Here is a 14,893-nt window from a genome sequence, read left to right as displayed (position 1 = left end):
ACGGCCGGGCCGCGCGGTCCCGCATCATAACGTTGCGGCCCCCGGCGCCGCATCCCCCTGTATCCCCTCCCCTGTGTGGTCGCTGCCTCAGGCCGGCTCCGCTTCGCTGTCGGCGATCTGGTACTTGCGCATCTTCTCCCACAGCACCTTGCGGCTGATGCCGAGGCAGGCGGCGGTGTCCTGCCGGCGCCAGCCGTTGGCGTCCAGCGCCGCGATGATGCGGCGGCGCTCCTCGGCGTCGCCACGCGGGTCGGCGCGCTCGGCGCCGTCGAAGGCACCCGGGCGCAGCGCGCGGAACAGCGGGCGGATGCGTTCCTCGTCCCAATGGCGACCCGACCCAGACCCTGCCGCGCTTAGCGCCGAGCAAGCCGGCCGACAGCAACGTCACGGTGCAGGTGGAGCGGCCCGACGCCGCCCTGCAGAACCTGCTGGCCTCGCGCCTGACGCCGCGCCACTTCCGCATCGAGGGCGCCAGGACGCTGCCCTTCGACCAGATCGCCGCGAAATTCGCGCCGCTCGCCAACCGCGAGATCACCGTCGCCGAACTGCTCCAGGCCGCGGAGTCCGTCACGCAGCGCTACAAGGACGCCGGCTACCCGCTCTCGTTCGCCTTCGTGCCGGCGCAGTCCTTCGAGCATGGCGATGTGCTGGTCACCGTGGTGGAGGGCTACGTTGCCAACGTCACGGTGCGGGGCAAGCCCGGTCCCGCCGAAGCGCGGCTGCGCAAGATCGCCGAGCAGCTCAAGCAGGACCGGCCGCTGCGCCAGGAGCGCTTCGAGCACTACGTGAACGTGCTGGCGCAGCAGCCCGGCATGCAGGTGGCGGCCACCGTGCAGCCGCCCACCACCACGGACGGCGCCTGCGAGATGGTGCTCGAGGTCAAGCGCAAGCCGTTCACGTTCGGCACCGGCGTGGAGTGGATGTCCCCCGGCGTGCGGGCCATCGCCACGGCCACCACCAACAGCCTCATGCTGGCCAAGCTCACCGCCTCCCACTACCGTGGCGTGCCGGAGAACGCCGCGCTGGCGCCGATCGGCTTCGAATCGCGCTACGTCAACGACTCGAAGCGGCTGGGCGGCACGCTGAGCTATCCGCTCATCCTCAATAACCGCCACGCGCTGACGCTGACCGGCGGGATGTACGCGAACAGCCAGTTCGAGCGCTACACCCAGGCCGTGCAGCCGGGCGCGGGCCGGCAGGTGGAGCTGTCCACCTGCGTGCGCGTGGCGAGCCTGGAGATGGGCTACGTCCAGCGCGCGGAGGGTGTCACGCGCAGCGCCACGCTCGGCCTCTACAAGGGCTTCGACGCGCTCGGCGCGAATCGGGAAAACAATCAGAATGATCTGAACTTCCTGCGCACCCGGCTGCTGGTCTCGCAGGCCAACGACCTGCCGTTCGGCTTCGGCATCGCGCTCTCGGCGGCCGGGCAGTTCAGCGACCAGCGGCTGGCGTCGAGCGAGCAGATCAGCTTCGGCGGGCGCTTCTTCGGCCTCGGCTATCCGGCGGGCGAGGTGGCCGGGGACAAGGGCTGGGGCGCCTCGGCGGAACTCAACCGGCTGTTCACGGTGGATTTCACCTACCTGAAGACGCTCCAGCCGTTCCTGGTGGCGGACATGGCGCGCGTGGTTTCGAACAGCGTGTCGCTCTCGCACCGGACGCTGCAGTCGCTGGCCATCGGCCTACGTTTTTCGGACCGGCGCTACTACACGATGGACGTCTCGGTGGCCCAGCCGGTGGGCGACAAACCCACCAATGCGAGCCATCGCTCGCCGCGCTTCAACCTGCTGTGGTCGTACCAGTTCGATTGAGTCACCGCACCCGCCGCTGAGGCGGTTTGGTGCAGTTCGATCCTTGACCCCCGCGTCACCCGCAAATGAGAATGGCTCGCATTTGCACACATCAGCACGTACCAGGGGGTTGTCATGCAGGTCTCACGCGTCGTGGCCGGATCGGCCACATTGTCCCAATCCGACGAAGCATCAGAAGGCCGTGCCGGGGCGTCGTTGCCCCGGCTGACGCAGGCCGTGGGCGTGGCCCTCGCCGCCGCACCCGTGGCGGCGCTGGCGCAGGTGGAGCTGCCACCGGTCACCGTCAACGAAGACCGCCACGACGGCTTCCGCGCCGCGTCCACCGGATCGCCCAAGGACCCCGAAGCGCTGCGCGACACCGCGCGCTCGGTCAGCGTGATTCCGCAGGAGGTCATCCGCACGACGGCCGCCACCAGCCTGACCGAGGTGCTGCGCACCGTGCCGGGCATCACGTTCGGCGCGGGCGAAGGCGGCAATCCCATCGGCGACCGGCCGTTCATCCGTGGCTATGACGCGCAGGCCAGCACCTTCCTCGATGGCTTCCGGGACATCGGCGCGCAGTCGCGCGAGATGTTCAACGTGGAGTCGGTGCAGGTCAACAAGGGGCCGGCCGGCGCCTATGACGGACGGGGCGGCGCTGGCGGCACGATCAACATCCAGAGCAAAGCACCCCGGCTGGAGCGCTTCGCCGAAGGCACCCTCGGCGTGGGCAATGCCGAGTACGTGCGCGCGACGGTGGATGGCAACTGGCGCATCGGCGAGCATGCCGCCGTGCGGCTCAATGCGATGTCCCACAGCAGCGACATCCCCGGGCGCGACGCCGCGCGCGTGAGCCGGTGGGGCGTGGCGCCGTCCGTCGCCATCGGCCTGGGCACCGCCACGCGCGTCACCGCCTCCTGGTATCACTTGCAGACCGACGACCAGCCCGACATCGGCATTCCCTACAACAACGCGCCCCACACCGCCCGCAAGGACGGGCGGCCCCGGATGCGCCCGACCGGCGATGGCCGGCCGCTCGACGTGCCGCGCGAGACCTACTACGGCCTGCTGAACCGTGACTTCCAGAAGGAGCAGAACGACACCGGCACGCTGCGCATCGAGCACGATTTCAGCCCCGCGCTCAAGCTCCGAAACCAGACGCGGCTCGCGCGCACCCAGCAGGACTTCATCTGGACCCAGCCGGACTCCAACCTCGGCAACACCTACTACAACCTGCTCTGGCGGCGCGCCAACACGCGCGTGGGCACCGTCGACACGGTGGCCAACCAGACCGACCTGTCCGGCACCTTCCGTACCGGCTCAGTCGGCCACAAGTACGTGGCGGGCGTGGAGTTCTCCGAGGAGAAGGCCAACTGGGATACCTACAAGGTCGATACCGGCGACCGCCGCTGCGCCAATGGCGCCGGCGCGGCCAGCGGCTACAACTGCACGACCGTGTTCGATCCCAATCCGGCCGATCCGTGGGCAGGCGCGATCCAGCGCAACCACCGGCCGACCGATGTGCGCACCCGGACGCTGTCTGCCTACCTGTTCGACTCAGCCGAGATCACGCCGCAATGGCTGGTCAATGCCGGCCTGCGGCTCGATCGCTATGACACCACGCTGACGCAGGCGCCCAACGCCAGCGGCGTGCGCAACCGGTTCTCGCGGCAGGACACGCTGGTCAACTACCAGCTTGGCGCAGTCTACAAGCCCGTGACGTGGGGCAGCGTGTATGCGAGCTTCGGCACGTCGTCCACGCCGGCGGGCTCGTTCCTCGGCCAGGGGGCCGAAATCAACGCACTGGCGCCCGATGCCGCCGGCAATCGCGGCGACCAGCTCGCGCCCGAGAAAAGCCGCGCTTTCGAGTTGGGCACCAAGTGGGACGTGCTGGGCGAGAAGCTGGCGCTGACCGCCGCCGTGTTCCGCATCGACACAGACAATACGCGGATCATCGCGCAGGACGGCACGGCGCATATGGCCGGCGAGCGGCGTGTGGATGGCGTGGAACTCGGCTTCGCCGGCAACGTCACGGCCAGATGGGCCGTGTACGGCGGCTACACCCACCAGAAGGCCACGCTGCGCCGGAACGGCGGCAAGGGCGCGGCGAACGGCGCCACCGACGGCAACGCGTTCCCGAACACCCCGGCTGACAGCTTCAGCTTCTGGTCCACCTACGAGGTGCTGCCGGGCCTGATCCTCGGGGGCGGCGCCAACTATGTCTCCAAGGTCTGGGGCAACGAGGCCAATACGAAATGGGTGCCGGCCTACTGGCGCTTCGACGCGATGGCCGCGTACCGGCTGAGCAAGTTCGCCAGCGTGCAGCTCAATCTGCAGAACCTGACCGACAAGGCCTACTACGCGCAGGCGCACCGCAACCACTACGCCACGATGGCGCCGGGCCGCGCCGCCACGCTGACGCTCACGCTGCGTTACTGACAGCCGGAGACGGAGGATGGATACGCTGCCATTCCGCGTGGCCTCCGCGCTGGAGTTGGGCCAGCTTGCGCCCGATACCCTGCGCCACGTGCTGGCCGGCCCGCCCGGGCCGGCGCTACGCTGGCTCGGCGCGGCAGCCGTCAGCGGCCAGCTCGATGCGCAGATGACGCTCGGCCAGTGGTTCCTCGCCGGGCGGGGCCTGCCGCCCGATGCCGCCCGCGCGCACTACTGGTTCAAGCGGGCGGCGCTGTGCGGGCACGCCGGCGCCGCCAACCTCGTCGGCCGCTGCTACGAGAACGGCTGGGGCACGGCACCCGATGCGCGCGCCGCCACGCACTGGTTCCACACCGCCGCCCTGCGCGGCTCCGATTGGGGGATGTACAACTTCGCCACGTCGCTGGCGCTCGGGCGCGGCATGGCCGCCAGCCGCGCCGGCGCCTTCACGTGGTTCGAGCGCGCGGCGGCACGCGGCCATGCCAAGTCGCTCAACGTCGTCGGGGGCTTCTATGAAGATGGCTGGCACGTGGCGCGCAACCTCGCCTGCGCGGCGGACCACTACCGTCGCGCCGCGGCGGGCGGGGACTTCCGCGGCTGCTTCAACCACGCGCGCATGCTGGCGCTGGCCGGGCACGAGATACCCGCGCGCGCATGGGTCCGGCGCGCGGCCCTGACGGCCAACGCGCCGTTCGTCGACAAGATGCTGGCCTGGCTGGTTGCGGCACCGCAACCCGCACTACGCGCGCTGGCGGATGCGGTGCAAGGTGCCCCGGGCGCACGGGGCGCCCGGGGCGCCCAGGCGGTGCGCCTCAGTTCACCCGGAACCCCACCTTGATCATGACCTGGAAGTGCGCGATCTTGCCGTCCTGCACATGGCCGCGCGTTTCGATCACTTCGAACCAGTCGATGTTCTTGATGGTTTCACCGGCTTTGGCAATGGCGTTGCGGATGGCACCGTCGCAGCCGTCGGCGGATGAGCCGACGATTTCGACCAGCTTGTAGGTGTGGTTCGTCATGGTGGTCTCCTGTCGCATCTGGCGTTGTGCCTTCCATCATAGGCAGCATGTCCGGCAAGCCCAAGGGTCACGGACGCCGCAGGGCCCCCCGCGCGGGTTGCGGAAGGGCCGCTTCCACTGTTACGCTGCGGGCCGCTGAACTTCTGCCACCACTCTGTAACCTGATGTTTACTTCCCTTCACCGTTGCAAGCGGCTCGCCCTGGCGAGCCTGATGGTTGCCGCCACCGGCCTCGCCGCCGTGGCCCAGGCCCGCACCACCTCCACGCTCGAGCGTCTGGCCGATGCGCTCACGCCCGCCGCGCGCCCGAGCGCGTTCGCGGCCGGCAGCACCTATACGCTCTGCTTCGTGCCGGACGGCCCGAGCTGCCAGGACATGCTGATCGATGCCATCCACAACACCCGCCGCAAGCTGCTGATCCAGGCGTACTCGTTCACCAACGCGCAGATCGCCAAGGCCGTGGCCGATGCGCACCAGCGCGGCGTGGACGTGCGCGTGATCGTGGACAAGAGCCAGGTCTCCGAGCGCTACACCAGCGCCACCTTCCTCAAGAATGCGGGGATTCCCGTGGTGATCGATACCAAGCCGGCCATCGCCCACAACAAGGTCATGGTGTTCGACGACCAGGCGGTCTTCACCGGCTCGTTCAACTTCACCAAGTCCGCCGAGCAGCGTAACGCCGAGAACGGCATGCTGATCCGGGGCGACGCCGCCGTGGTGCGCGCCTATACCGAGAACTGGCGCACCCGCTTCGAGCAGTCCTCCGCGTACTGATCACACGCCAGGGGCCTCCCCCGGCCCCTCGGCATCCTCCCGCAGCAAGATCAGCCAAACGCTGACAGACCGGCCGCCCGCGCCGGTGTCTACTTCAGGTGTGTATCCCCGGATGCCGCGAACGGCGATTGCCCGGGGTCATGCCAGCCATGATCCCCCGCCAGACCTTCTCCGGCGATGTTTCGAGCCTGCCCTCTCGCATCGTCCGATCGCCCCCTCGCGCGCCGCCGGCCAACCTGGCAGGAGGAAATATGCTTACCAATCAGAACACCGATAAACCCGTGCGCCGAGGGGCGCGCGCGCTTTGCGTCATCGGCGTGGCCGTGGCGTCGCTGGGCTTGTCGATGGGCGCCCGCGCCGACATGAGCACGTCCAGCGCCGGCCCGTTCACCTATGTATGCGGTGGCGTGGCGGCGGACGAACAGGCGGAAATGAACAGCGCGGCCCGCGAGTACGACATGGGCCTGCTCTTCACACAAGGCGGCCGGGGCGAGTACCTCTCGGACGTCAACGTGAAGCTGATGCGGAACGGCAAGCAGGTGGCGGAGTTCACGTCCACCGGCCCGCGCTGCCTGATCAAGGGCCCGCGCGCGTCGTACCAGGTAGTGGCCACGTTCGAGGGGACGTCCAAGCGGACCACCCTGAGCCCTGGCGAGAAGAACGTGCAGTTGCGTTGGTAGGGCCGCTGGCAGGGGCATCGCCCCCCCGGCCCTCTATATAGATATGCAGCCCTGAGCCGCCATCCCCTGCGCGGCCCCATGCCGGCCCCGTCCCCGCGGGGCCGGCATATTTTTTTGCCCGCGTTTTTGCCCACGTAGTTGCCCACGGTTTTCGGCCACGGCCTGCATGAATGCAACAGGAATGGCACACTTCCGGGTTCTATTGTGGAGTGCCTCAAACCCTGGAGAGTTCGCATCATGACGACCAAGCCCGACAGCCGCTGGATTCGCATCGACACCGCCGATGGCAGCTTTGACGCCTACCTGAGCCTGCCGCCGGGCGGCAAGCAGCCCGGCAATCCCGGCATCGTGCTGATTCAGGAGATCTTCGGTGTGAACGAGCACATCCGCTCGGTGGCGGACCAGTACGCGGCGGACGGCTACGTGGTGCTGGCCCCGGACGTGTTCTGGCGCAAGGCGCCGCGCGTGGAGCTGGGCTACAGCGGCCCGGACTGGGAACAGGCGATGGCGCTGCGCACCAGCGTGGACCTGGAAGCCGCGGTGTCGGACATCGGCGCCACGGCCACCGCGCTGCGTGCCGAGATTGGCACGGGCGGCAAGGTGGCGGCGGTGGGCTACTGCTTCGGCGGGCTGCTGGCGTACCTGGCGGCGGCGCGCGGTCTGGTCGATGCAGCCGTGCCGTACTACGGCGGCGGCATCCAGAACCAGCTGCACGAGGCCGCCGCGCTGAACGTGCCTGTGCAGTTCCACTATGGCGCGCTGGACAAGCACATCCTGCCCGAGCATGTCGAACAGGTGCGCCAGGCCGTGGCCGGCAAGCGCGGCACCGAGGTCTTCGTCTACGATCAGGCCGATCACGGCTTCAACTGCTGGGCGCGCGCCTCGTTCCATCAACGCTCGGCGGCGCTGGCCCATGGCCGCGCGCTGACGTTCCTGGCCAACGCGCTGTCCTGAGCCCCGCTCAGTAAGGCACGGCCACGCCGTTCTGGATCTTCACGCGGTCGCCCGAACGCAGGTTGTACGGGCTGGCCTGCGTGAGGGTCAGGTAGCCGCTGTCGTTGGTGCGCACGCGCACCCGGTAGGCCGCCGGCCCAGTGTTGGTCTGCTTCTCCACCGCGTTGCCGGCCACGGCGCCGGCGACCGCACCGCCAATCGTGGCGATGGTATTGCCGCGCCCGCCGCCCACCTGATGGCCGAGCAGCCCGCCCGCCACGCCGCCGATCACTGCGCCGACGCCGCTGGTGTCGGCAGGCTGGCCCCGCACCATCTCGATCGATTCCACCCAGCCGTAGCGCACTGCGTACGGGTCGGCACCATCGCCCGGCTGTATCGACGGATAGCCGTACTGGTCGTAACCGGGCTGCTGGGGGTAGGACGCCTGGGGATAGCCGGACTGCGGATAGCCTGACTGCGGGTACGCTGGCTGCGGGTAGCCCGGCTGCTGGTACGCCGGCTGCTGGGGATAGCCCGACTGGGGATACGACTGCGCCGGATACCCGCCGCTGATCTGCGTGCCGCTGGTGCCGCTGGTGCCATACCCCGCCTGCTGCGGGTAGCCACCGCCGTAGTTGCTGCCGTAGCCGCCTCCATAGCCGGTACCGTACCCGTCGGCATAACCATTGCCATACGGCGCGGTGACACAGCCGGCCAGCGTGCCGGCGGCGATGACGGCCAACGCCGTGGAACGAAACGGGAAAGACATGGTGGAGACTCCTGCGGCCAATGCGCGTGTGGATGATGCGCGCGAGTCTAGAGCCCGGGCCCGGCGGCAGGTGTCACGGGAGATTGTGATGGGTAACGGGCTGTAACGCCGCCCGTGGACGAATCAGAGCCGATCAGCGCCGTCGTCGTTGAACGCCGTGATGCGGGCCACGCGGAAGGTATTGCGCAGGGACTCGAGTTCGGCCCGGTGCAGCATCGCCAGCCGGTTCAGGCAGCGCTCGCCCTTGGCCAGCAGGTGGATCTGCACCACGCGGCGGTCGTCGGGATTCACCTTGCGGCTGACCAGCCCGGCCGCCTCGCAGCGGTTCACCAGCGCCACCACGCCATGCTGCTTGGCCTGCAGGCGCTCGGCCAGCTCGCCCACCGAGGCCCAGTTCCGCTCCGCCGAGCCGCGGATGTGGAGCATCAGCAGGTATTGCTGCACCGTCACGCCTTCGGCGCGCGCGGCGTCTTCGGAAAACCGCAGGAAACGCCGCAACTGGTATCGGAAATCGGACAGCGCCTCGAAATCCTGCTTGGTCAGGGCGGCTTGGGGCGCGGCGGGCTTGCGTGGCATTGAAGAATCAGTTTTGCAGAGGGGGAAATCCGGCGCTCATTATAAAAGCACCCCTTGTCCCCGCAGGCATCCTCCGGTGCGCTGGCGCGCATTTCCGCATGCGCGCCGGACGGGCTATGGCAGAATCTGTGCGGAGACCGACACCCTAACACCGCCAACCCGGAAATCCGCCCGATGTTCACGGAAATTGTCCTGTTCCTGCTTGATACCGTCTTCACGCTGTTCGGCATGGCACTGCTGCTGCGCCTCTGGATGCAACTGACCCGGCTGCCGTCGCGCAATCCGGTGTCGCAGGGCGTGTTCCAGGTCACGGACTGGATCGTCCGGCCGCTGCGCCGCATCATTCCGGGCTTCGGCGGCATCGACTGGGCCACGCTGATCGCGGCCTACCTGACCGCCGTGCTGTTCCTGGTCTGCCGTGCGCTGGTGCTGGATGCGGATCCGCTGGCCTTCCTGCCGGTGATCCTCGCCCTCAGCCTGCTCAACGTGCTCAAGTGGGGCATCAGCATGGTGATGTGGGTGACGTTGCTGATGGCGATCCTGTCGTGGGTCAACCCGCAATCGCCGATGGCGCCGGCGCTCTGGCACCTGACCGCGCCGATGCTGCGCCCGCTCCAGCGCGTGATACCGCGCCTGGGCGGCTTCGACATCTCGCCGCTGATCCTGTTCGTGATCGCGCAGATCCTGCTGATGGTCATCGCCAGCGTGAGCCGTGGCGTGATCTGAGCCGCAAGGCTAGCACAGATCGACCCCCTAGGGTTAACCCTTATTGTCCAGCTGACTGGACAGTCTTTCGAGGATTTACCCTTTTTCCTGTGCGTGCCGAAGCCTACATTACAGCCACCGCGGACCCACCGCGATCTCTGCCAATAAGTAGGAACAGCACGACCATGAAGAAGACCCTCGCCCTCACCCTCCTCGCCCTCGGCCTGGCCGCCGGCGCCGCCTCTGCCCAGGCTTCGCAATCGATCACGGACCTGGCCCGCCTCGACGGCAGCATCGGCCGCGTCGGCAAGGCTGACCCGTACACCGACGGCGCCCGTGGCGTGACCGAAAAGCGCGATGTGTACACCGAAGGCTCGCGCAGCGTGACCGAGAAGCGCGACGTGTACTCGGAAGGTGCCCGCACCGTGACCGAGCAGCGCGACCAGTTCAGCGAAGGCGCCTGAGCCGCGTAGCAGTACCAAGGGCGGCGCAATGCCGCCCGGCAGCACCCCCGGGGCGCTCCCCTCGCCCCGCTAGACTTCCCCCTGCTCCATCCGCTCGAAGGCTTCCACCCGTCCAGCGGGCGCCATCCGCGCCGCCGGCTCGGCCAGATCGCCCAGATCCGCGCCCATCATCGATTCGATGGCTTCCATGAACGCGCGCACCTTGCGCGGTTGCAGGCGCCGGTCGGGCAGCAGCGCGAAGACGCGCAGCGGGGGCAGCGGATAGTCGGGCATCACCCGCACCAGCCGGCCCTGCGCGATCTCGGTCTCGGCGGCCGTCATCGGCACCCGGGCGATGCCCAGCCCGGCCAGCGCGGCCTGCATGCGCAGTTCGGCGTTATAGGTCTGCATGCGCGGGCGGATCGGCACCGAAATGCGCTCGCCATCGCGCGCGAACTCCCAGACCGAGACGCCGGGCGTGGCCAGCGTCGGCATGTTCGAGAGATCCTCGGGATGCATCTGCGCCGGCAGGCTCGCCGCCAGCGAGGGCGCGGCCACCAGGCCGCGTTCCACGTGCCAGATGCGCCGGGCGATGGTGCCGGAGTCGGGCAGTTCGGTCTCCACCGTGACGAAGGCGATGTCGAAGCCCTCGCGGATCGGATCGACCAAGCCCTGGGAAATCTCCACCGTGATATCGAGTGCGGGATGCGCCGCAAGGGTTCGGCAGATCACACCGCCCAGTTGCTGGGCGCCGAACTCGTACGGCGTGGCGATGCGCAGCATGCCCTGCACGCGCTCCTCGCGCGCCAGGGTTTCCTGGCGGATCTCGCGCAGCCGCGCGAACAGCGGGGCCACGTCGCGATAGACCGCGCCCCCGGCATCGGTGAGGCGCATGCGGCGCGTGGTGCGCTCGAGCAGCTTGGCGCCGATGGCCGTTTCCAGCCGCGCCACGGCGGCCGACACCCTGGATTTGGGGCAGTCCAGCGCCGCCGCTGCCGCCGTGAAGGTGCCCTGCTCGACGACGCAGCAGAACGCCTCCCAATCATTCCACTGAATTGTTTCGTTCACTGACCCGATGACCTGCGACATTTTGCGATCGCACATTATGAGGGAGAGCGGGGCGTCCGTCAGCGTGGCGGTCTGTCGCGGCGGGGTATGGCCGATGGCCCCGGACTAGCGATTTGGGCGCATTTCCACTACCCTTTCGGCCTTTCCGAGCCAATTTCGAGCCCATTCCGCAATGGCGAGCCCTGCCGATCCCGCATCATCCCGCACGCCGGGCACCCCGCCCGCAGAGAAGCCGAGCGACAGCTATGTGCAGTCCTTCGCACGCGGGCTGTCCGTCATCCGCGCATTCGACGCCCGCCACCCGACCCAGACGCTGACCGAAATCGCCCAGGCCAGCGGCCTGACCCGCGCCGGCGCGCGCCGTATCCTGCTCACGCTGGTGGGGTTGGGCTATGTGCAGGCCGATGGCCGCCAGTTCCGGCTCACGCCCAAGATCCTCGACCTCGGCTTTGCCTACCTGACCTCGATGCCGTTCTGGAACCTGGCCGAGCCGATCATGGAGGCACTCTCGCAGTCGGTGCATGAAAGCTGCTCGATCTCCGTGCTCGATGGCACCGAGATCGTCTACGTGCTGCGCGTGCCGGCACGCAAGATCATGACGATCAACCTGTCCATCGGCAGCCGGCTGCCGGCCTATTGCTCGTCGATGGGGCGCGTGCTGCTGTCGGGGCTCGATGACGACACGCTCGACCGCGTGCTGCGCGACACCGCGCTGGAAGCGCGCACCCGCCGCACCGTGACCGACATCGACCAGTTGAAGTCGCTGATTGCCGACATCCGCACGCGCGGCTGGGCGCAGAACGATCAGGAACTCGAGGAAGGGCTGGTCTCGCTGGCCGCGCCCATCCGCAACCGCACCGGGCAGATCATCGCCGCCATCAATATCAGCGGGCAGGCCAACCGCACCAGCGCGCAGGAGATGTCGGATCGATTCCTGCCACCGCTGCTGGAGGCCTCCGAGAAGATTTCCGGGCTGGTCGGCCTGCGGACCTAGGTCGGCCCTCGGTCGAAGACGGGCTTACACCCGCGCCTTCGGCTCCCACGACACCGCGATATCGCCGTTGACGAAGGTCTGGCAGGCCATGCGGAAGCCGGCGCGCAGGTCGTCATCGCTCAGATGCTTGCGCTCCTTGGGCTTGACCGCGTCCGTATGCTCCAGCCCGCGATCGATGTGGCACTTGCAGGTGCCGCACAGCCCGCCGCCACACTTGAACGGGATGCCGCCCTGCTCGCGCAGCGATACGCGCAGCAGGTTGCTGTTGGCGGGCGCGGTAACCGTCTTGCCGGCATTGGTCACGAATTCGATTTCCACCTTGCGGACCTCCGGCGCCGCAGCGGGTGCGGCGGGCGCGGCGCTGCCGCCGCCAGTGTCCTCGGTGGTGTCGGCGGCAGCCGTCTCGATATCTGCCCGCATCATTGCTTCCTTAAAGAGAGGTCCATGCTGCCGAAGTGCGCCAGCGCCTGCAGCGCGGCCCGGGCAGCGTCGAGCGTGTCGAAGCGCTCGAGGAATTTCGATGGCACGTGGTTGACCACCGGCGGCGCATCCGGGCCGCCGGTTTCGTCGATCACGGGCACCTTCACCGCCGCATGCAGCGTGGCGATCACGAAGATCGCCTTCGGGCGGCCATAGAACAGGTACTCGTAGGTTTCCACCGGCTCCACGCCCGGCACGGCCTCCGTGCGGAACTGGCCCGGCTTGCTGGTCAGGATCACGAACATGAGGTCTGGGCCTGGGTGTTGGCCTGTGGTTGTGCCGGGGTCTCAGGCTGCTGATCCTCCTGCTCCAGTTCGATGTCATGCGTCAGCCAGATCTGGCAGGCAAGCCGGAAGCCCTGGTCGATCCGCTCGCCCAGCTGCTTCTTTTCCTTCCAGTTCGGCGGCGGCAGGTGCTCGGCGCCCGCCAGGACCCGGCACGCGCACTTGGAGCACTTGCCCATGCCGCATTCGTAGCGCAGGTTCGGATACGGAAACTGCCTGATGCCGGCGCGGACGACGAGGTTGGTCTCGGGCTTGACCTCGTCCACGAAGACCTGCCCGTGCTTGTGAAAGACGACTTTCGGCATGTTGGTGACTTCGCTGAAATCGAAAAAAAGGAAGCGCCCGGCGTCAGTGCCAGAGCAGCATCGCGCAGATCGTGGAGACGAACAGCCCGGCCAGCACGGGCAGCAGCAACGCCCGCACTGCATCGAGCACCGGCACGCGCGCAAACCCGGCCACGGCGATCAGGGAGGACCAGGCGATCAGCGTGCCGCCGCCGGTCCAGACCGCGCCCATCTGACCCACTGCGGCCAGCGTGGCCGAGTCGAAGCCGACTACCGGACCCAGCGCGCCGGCCAGCGTGCCGGTCAGCGGCAGGCCGGCGAAGCCGGAGCCATCGATGCCGGTGATCATGCCCACCAACAGCACGCCGAATGCCACGAACACGTGGTTGTCCGGAATCATGTGCTGGTACGCCTGGATCAGCTCGAACAGCAGGCTGGGCGCCTTGCCGGCGTCCACGCCCAGGATCTGCGCGGCGGTCTCGCCGGCGCCCACGAAGAAGAAGCCGGCGATTGGCAGCACCGAGCCCATCGCCTTGAACGCGAACACGAAGCCATCGGTGATGTGCTCCGGGCAGACATCGAGCATCTTGCGCGGCCCTTCGGCGGCCAGCGTGGCCAGCATCATCAACAGCGCGGCCACGCCGCCCACCAGTGCCGCTGCCGCGCCGCCCTTGAGATCCGGCATGCCCGCGGCCAGTTTGGGCGCCACCATCAGCGAGACCACGCAGATAAACGCCACCGGCGTGAGCACCGCGAAGAACTTCGACCACTTGATGCGGCGCTTGGCCACCATCGCCAGGCTCTGTTCGATATTGGCGTCCGTGACGAGCGGCTCCGGGTGCGACGTGCCGCGCGCAATCTCCGCCTTGTCGAAGGTGCCGGTGGCTTCCATGGCCGTGTCCACGCCCGTGGCGCGGGCCTGCCAGCGGTCCAGCAGCGCGCCGTTGGCCGGCACAATGTGACGGCGCATCGACAGATAGGCCAGCGTCAGCGCGATGGTGCCCGTGATGATCGACAGGATCAGCGCCCGGTCCGCCACCACGGCCGCGCTGACCGCTGCGCCCGCCGCCTTGGCGCTGATGCCCGGCGCCACACCAATCACGTAGTCCGACGAGAGCGCCATGCCCTGCCCGGCGATGGCGATGGCCATGGCGCCGGCCAGCGGCGGCAGCCCGGCGGCGATGGCCGCGGGCAGCAGGATGGCCGACACCAGCGGCACGGCCGGCGTGGGCCAGAAGAACAGCGAAATCACATAGGTGATGCCCGCCAGGATGAAGTAGGCGCTATGCCCGTTCTTCATGACGAGGCGGAACGGCTCCACCATGCGGATATCGGATCGCAACGATTTCAGCGCATTGAGCAGCGCCGTCATGAAGGCGATCACCAGGAAGATATTGAACAGCTCCTTCGCCGCGACGAGGCTGGCCCCGAAGATGCCCCCCAGCGCGCTGACCGGATTGCCCGTGATGGCCAGGATCACGAGGAAGGTGCCGACGATAGACGGCACGACAACGTTGGCCCGCAGGATCATCGTCAAGACGATGACTGCGACACCTAGCAAATACACCCAATGTGCCAGGCCGATTTCTACGGTTTGTTGCATGAGGCTCCCCTGATCCTGATCTTGGGGCCCTTGTGGGGGCGGATGAATAAGACCTGCCGTCG

The 14,893-nt window shown here is 68.1% G+C and carries 16 protein-coding genes and 2 pseudogenes; 9 read left to right on the top strand and 9 right to left on the bottom strand.

The features are described 5' to 3' along the window. Positions 1-87: 87 nt before the first annotated feature. Positions 88-327 (bottom strand): annotated as a pseudogene (locus AC1DP9_RS13785) (helix-turn-helix domain-containing protein); the annotation flags it as partial. On the opposite strand from AC1DP9_RS13785, the pseudogene AC1DP9_RS13780 reads away from it, so the two are divergent. The 3 genes and pseudogenes from AC1DP9_RS13780 to AC1DP9_RS13770 all read left to right on the top strand — a co-directional run. After that, positions 327-1,808: pseudogene (locus AC1DP9_RS13780) on the top strand (ShlB/FhaC/HecB family hemolysin secretion/activation protein); the annotation flags it as partial. The pseudogenes AC1DP9_RS13785 and AC1DP9_RS13780 sit on opposite strands and share 1 nt — an antisense overlap. Before the next feature lie 114 nt (positions 1,809-1,922). Then, positions 1,923-4,226: a TonB-dependent receptor gene (locus tag AC1DP9_RS13775; protein WP_477107677.1), complete on the top strand. Its 2,304-nt coding sequence runs from the start codon at positions 1,923-1,925 to the stop codon at positions 4,224-4,226. A gap of 16 nt (positions 4,227-4,242) precedes the next feature. Next, complete coding sequence (locus AC1DP9_RS13770) at positions 4,243-5,058, top strand: tetratricopeptide repeat protein (RefSeq protein ID WP_477107676.1); 816 nt, start codon at positions 4,243-4,245, stop codon at positions 5,056-5,058. Here AC1DP9_RS13770 and AC1DP9_RS13765 read toward each other — a convergent pair. After that, on the bottom strand, positions 5,033-5,239 hold the full coding sequence (locus AC1DP9_RS13765; protein ID WP_092296046.1) for a dodecin: 207 nt from the start codon (positions 5,237-5,239) through the stop codon (positions 5,033-5,035). The two genes, AC1DP9_RS13770 and AC1DP9_RS13765, sit on opposite strands and share 26 nt — an antisense overlap. Before the next feature lie 164 nt (positions 5,240-5,403). On the opposite strand from AC1DP9_RS13765, the gene AC1DP9_RS13760 reads away from it, so the two are divergent. The 3 genes from AC1DP9_RS13760 to AC1DP9_RS13750 all read left to right on the top strand — a co-directional run bounded on the left by AC1DP9_RS13760 (position 5,404) and on the right by AC1DP9_RS13750 (position 7,646). Next, positions 5,404-6,012 carry a phospholipase D family nuclease gene (locus AC1DP9_RS13760; protein WP_092296049.1) on the top strand — a complete coding sequence of 203 codons (609 nt, stop codon included), beginning with the start codon at positions 5,404-5,406 and terminating at the stop codon, positions 6,010-6,012. A 251-nt stretch (positions 6,013-6,263) separates the two neighbouring features. After that, the gene (locus AC1DP9_RS13755; RefSeq protein WP_092296051.1) at positions 6,264-6,692 is read left to right on the top strand and encodes a hypothetical protein; all 429 of its coding nucleotides are present in this window, start codon (positions 6,264-6,266) and stop codon (positions 6,690-6,692) included. 237 nt (positions 6,693-6,929) lie between these two features. Continuing rightward, on the top strand, positions 6,930-7,646 hold the full coding sequence (locus AC1DP9_RS13750; protein ID WP_477107675.1) for a dienelactone hydrolase family protein: 717 nt from the start codon (positions 6,930-6,932) through the stop codon (positions 7,644-7,646). Between the two features lie 7 nt (positions 7,647-7,653). Here the strand turns inward: AC1DP9_RS13750 and AC1DP9_RS13745 are convergent, their stop codons facing one another. Then, positions 7,654-8,394 carry a glycine zipper 2TM domain-containing protein gene (locus AC1DP9_RS13745; RefSeq protein ID WP_477107674.1) on the bottom strand — a complete coding sequence of 247 codons (741 nt, stop codon included), beginning with the start codon at positions 8,392-8,394 and terminating at the stop codon, positions 7,654-7,656. Positions 8,395-8,517: 123 nt separating this feature from the next. Beyond that, positions 8,518-8,970 (bottom strand): MarR family winged helix-turn-helix transcriptional regulator, encoded by a 453-nt coding sequence (locus AC1DP9_RS13740; RefSeq protein WP_092296060.1) that lies wholly within the window; start codon positions 8,968-8,970, stop codon positions 8,518-8,520. A 174-nt stretch (positions 8,971-9,144) separates the two neighbouring features. Here AC1DP9_RS13740 and AC1DP9_RS13735 point away from each other — a divergent pair, with 174 nt between their 5' ends. Both AC1DP9_RS13735 and AC1DP9_RS13730 read left to right on the top strand, forming a co-directional pair. Continuing rightward, positions 9,145-9,696 carry a YggT family protein gene (locus tag AC1DP9_RS13735; protein ID WP_092296062.1) on the top strand — a complete coding sequence of 184 codons (552 nt, stop codon included), beginning with the start codon at positions 9,145-9,147 and terminating at the stop codon, positions 9,694-9,696. Between the two features lie 164 nt (positions 9,697-9,860). Next, entirely contained in the window at positions 9,861-10,139 is a 279-nt protein-coding gene (locus tag AC1DP9_RS13730; RefSeq protein WP_477107673.1) for a hypothetical protein, read from the top strand. Positions 10,140-10,208: 69 nt separating this feature from the next. Here AC1DP9_RS13730 and AC1DP9_RS13725 read toward each other — a convergent pair whose 3' ends face one another. Further along, complete coding sequence (locus tag AC1DP9_RS13725) at positions 10,209-11,186, bottom strand: LysR family transcriptional regulator (RefSeq protein WP_255370860.1); 978 nt, start codon at positions 11,184-11,186, stop codon at positions 10,209-10,211. 172 nt (positions 11,187-11,358) lie between these two features. Between AC1DP9_RS13725 and AC1DP9_RS13720 the strand changes: the two genes are divergently transcribed. Next, positions 11,359-12,180, top strand: coding sequence for an IclR family transcriptional regulator (locus tag AC1DP9_RS13720; RefSeq protein ID WP_092296068.1), 822 nt, complete (start codon positions 11,359-11,361; stop codon positions 12,178-12,180). A 24-nt stretch (positions 12,181-12,204) separates the two neighbouring features. On the opposite strand, the gene AC1DP9_RS13715 is transcribed toward AC1DP9_RS13720, so the two are convergent. From AC1DP9_RS13715 to AC1DP9_RS13700, 4 genes are all read right to left on the bottom strand, one after another. Then, positions 12,205-12,498: a 2Fe-2S iron-sulfur cluster-binding protein gene (locus AC1DP9_RS13715; RefSeq protein WP_477107788.1), complete on the bottom strand. Its 294-nt coding sequence runs from the start codon at positions 12,496-12,498 to the stop codon at positions 12,205-12,207. 101 nt (positions 12,499-12,599) lie between these two features. Continuing rightward, the gene (locus tag AC1DP9_RS13710; protein WP_092296074.1) at positions 12,600-12,905 is read right to left on the bottom strand and encodes a ferredoxin; all 306 of its coding nucleotides are present in this window, start codon (positions 12,903-12,905) and stop codon (positions 12,600-12,602) included. Then, positions 12,896-13,249, bottom strand: a complete 354-nt coding sequence (locus AC1DP9_RS13705) for a 2Fe-2S iron-sulfur cluster-binding protein (protein WP_477107672.1) — start codon at positions 13,247-13,249, stop codon at positions 12,896-12,898. Before AC1DP9_RS13705 ends, AC1DP9_RS13710 begins: the two co-directional genes overlap by 10 nt. A 43-nt stretch (positions 13,250-13,292) precedes the next feature. Then, positions 13,293-14,831: a hypothetical protein gene (locus AC1DP9_RS13700; RefSeq protein WP_092296077.1), complete on the bottom strand. Its 1,539-nt coding sequence runs from the start codon at positions 14,829-14,831 to the stop codon at positions 13,293-13,295. Between the last annotated feature and the right edge of the window lie 62 nt (positions 14,832-14,893).

This window comes from Cupriavidus sp. 01L43, from assembly GCF_056399925.1.
Note: the sequence above shows the minus strand (reverse complement) of the source record. Positions and strands in the feature narration are given on the sequence as shown.

What these genes read in the sequence shown, in the direction of transcription:
- AC1DP9_RS13775 (WP_477107677.1), top strand. Translation starts at nt 1,923, where the DNA reads ATGCAGGTCTCACGCGTCGTGGCCGGATCGGCCACATTGTCCCAATCC.
- AC1DP9_RS13770 (WP_477107676.1), top strand. Translation starts at nt 4,243, where the DNA reads ATGGATACGCTGCCATTCCGCGTGGCCTCCGCGCTGGAGTTGGGCCAG.
- AC1DP9_RS13765 (WP_092296046.1), bottom strand. Translation starts at nt 5,239, where the DNA reads ATGACGAACCACACCTACAAGCTGGTCGAAATCGTCGGCTCATCCGCC.
- AC1DP9_RS13760 (WP_092296049.1), top strand. Translation starts at nt 5,404, where the DNA reads ATGTTTACTTCCCTTCACCGTTGCAAGCGGCTCGCCCTGGCGAGCCTG.
- AC1DP9_RS13755 (WP_092296051.1), top strand. Translation starts at nt 6,264, where the DNA reads ATGCTTACCAATCAGAACACCGATAAACCCGTGCGCCGAGGGGCGCGC.
- AC1DP9_RS13750 (WP_477107675.1), top strand. Translation starts at nt 6,930, where the DNA reads ATGACGACCAAGCCCGACAGCCGCTGGATTCGCATCGACACCGCCGAT.
- AC1DP9_RS13745 (WP_477107674.1), bottom strand. Translation starts at nt 8,394, where the DNA reads ATGTCTTTCCCGTTTCGTTCCACGGCGTTGGCCGTCATCGCCGCCGGC.
- AC1DP9_RS13740 (WP_092296060.1), bottom strand. Translation starts at nt 8,970, where the DNA reads ATGCCACGCAAGCCCGCCGCGCCCCAAGCCGCCCTGACCAAGCAGGAT.
- AC1DP9_RS13735 (WP_092296062.1), top strand. Translation starts at nt 9,145, where the DNA reads ATGTTCACGGAAATTGTCCTGTTCCTGCTTGATACCGTCTTCACGCTG.
- AC1DP9_RS13730 (WP_477107673.1), top strand. Translation starts at nt 9,861, where the DNA reads ATGAAGAAGACCCTCGCCCTCACCCTCCTCGCCCTCGGCCTGGCCGCC.
- AC1DP9_RS13720 (WP_092296068.1), top strand. Translation starts at nt 11,359, where the DNA reads ATGGCGAGCCCTGCCGATCCCGCATCATCCCGCACGCCGGGCACCCCG.
- AC1DP9_RS13710 (WP_092296074.1), bottom strand. Translation starts at nt 12,905, where the DNA reads ATGTTCGTGATCCTGACCAGCAAGCCGGGCCAGTTCCGCACGGAGGCC.
- AC1DP9_RS13705 (WP_477107672.1), bottom strand. Translation starts at nt 13,249, where the DNA reads ATGCCGAAAGTCGTCTTTCACAAGCACGGGCAGGTCTTCGTGGACGAG.
- AC1DP9_RS13700 (WP_092296077.1), bottom strand. Translation starts at nt 14,831, where the DNA reads ATGCAACAAACCGTAGAAATCGGCCTGGCACATTGGGTGTATTTGCTA.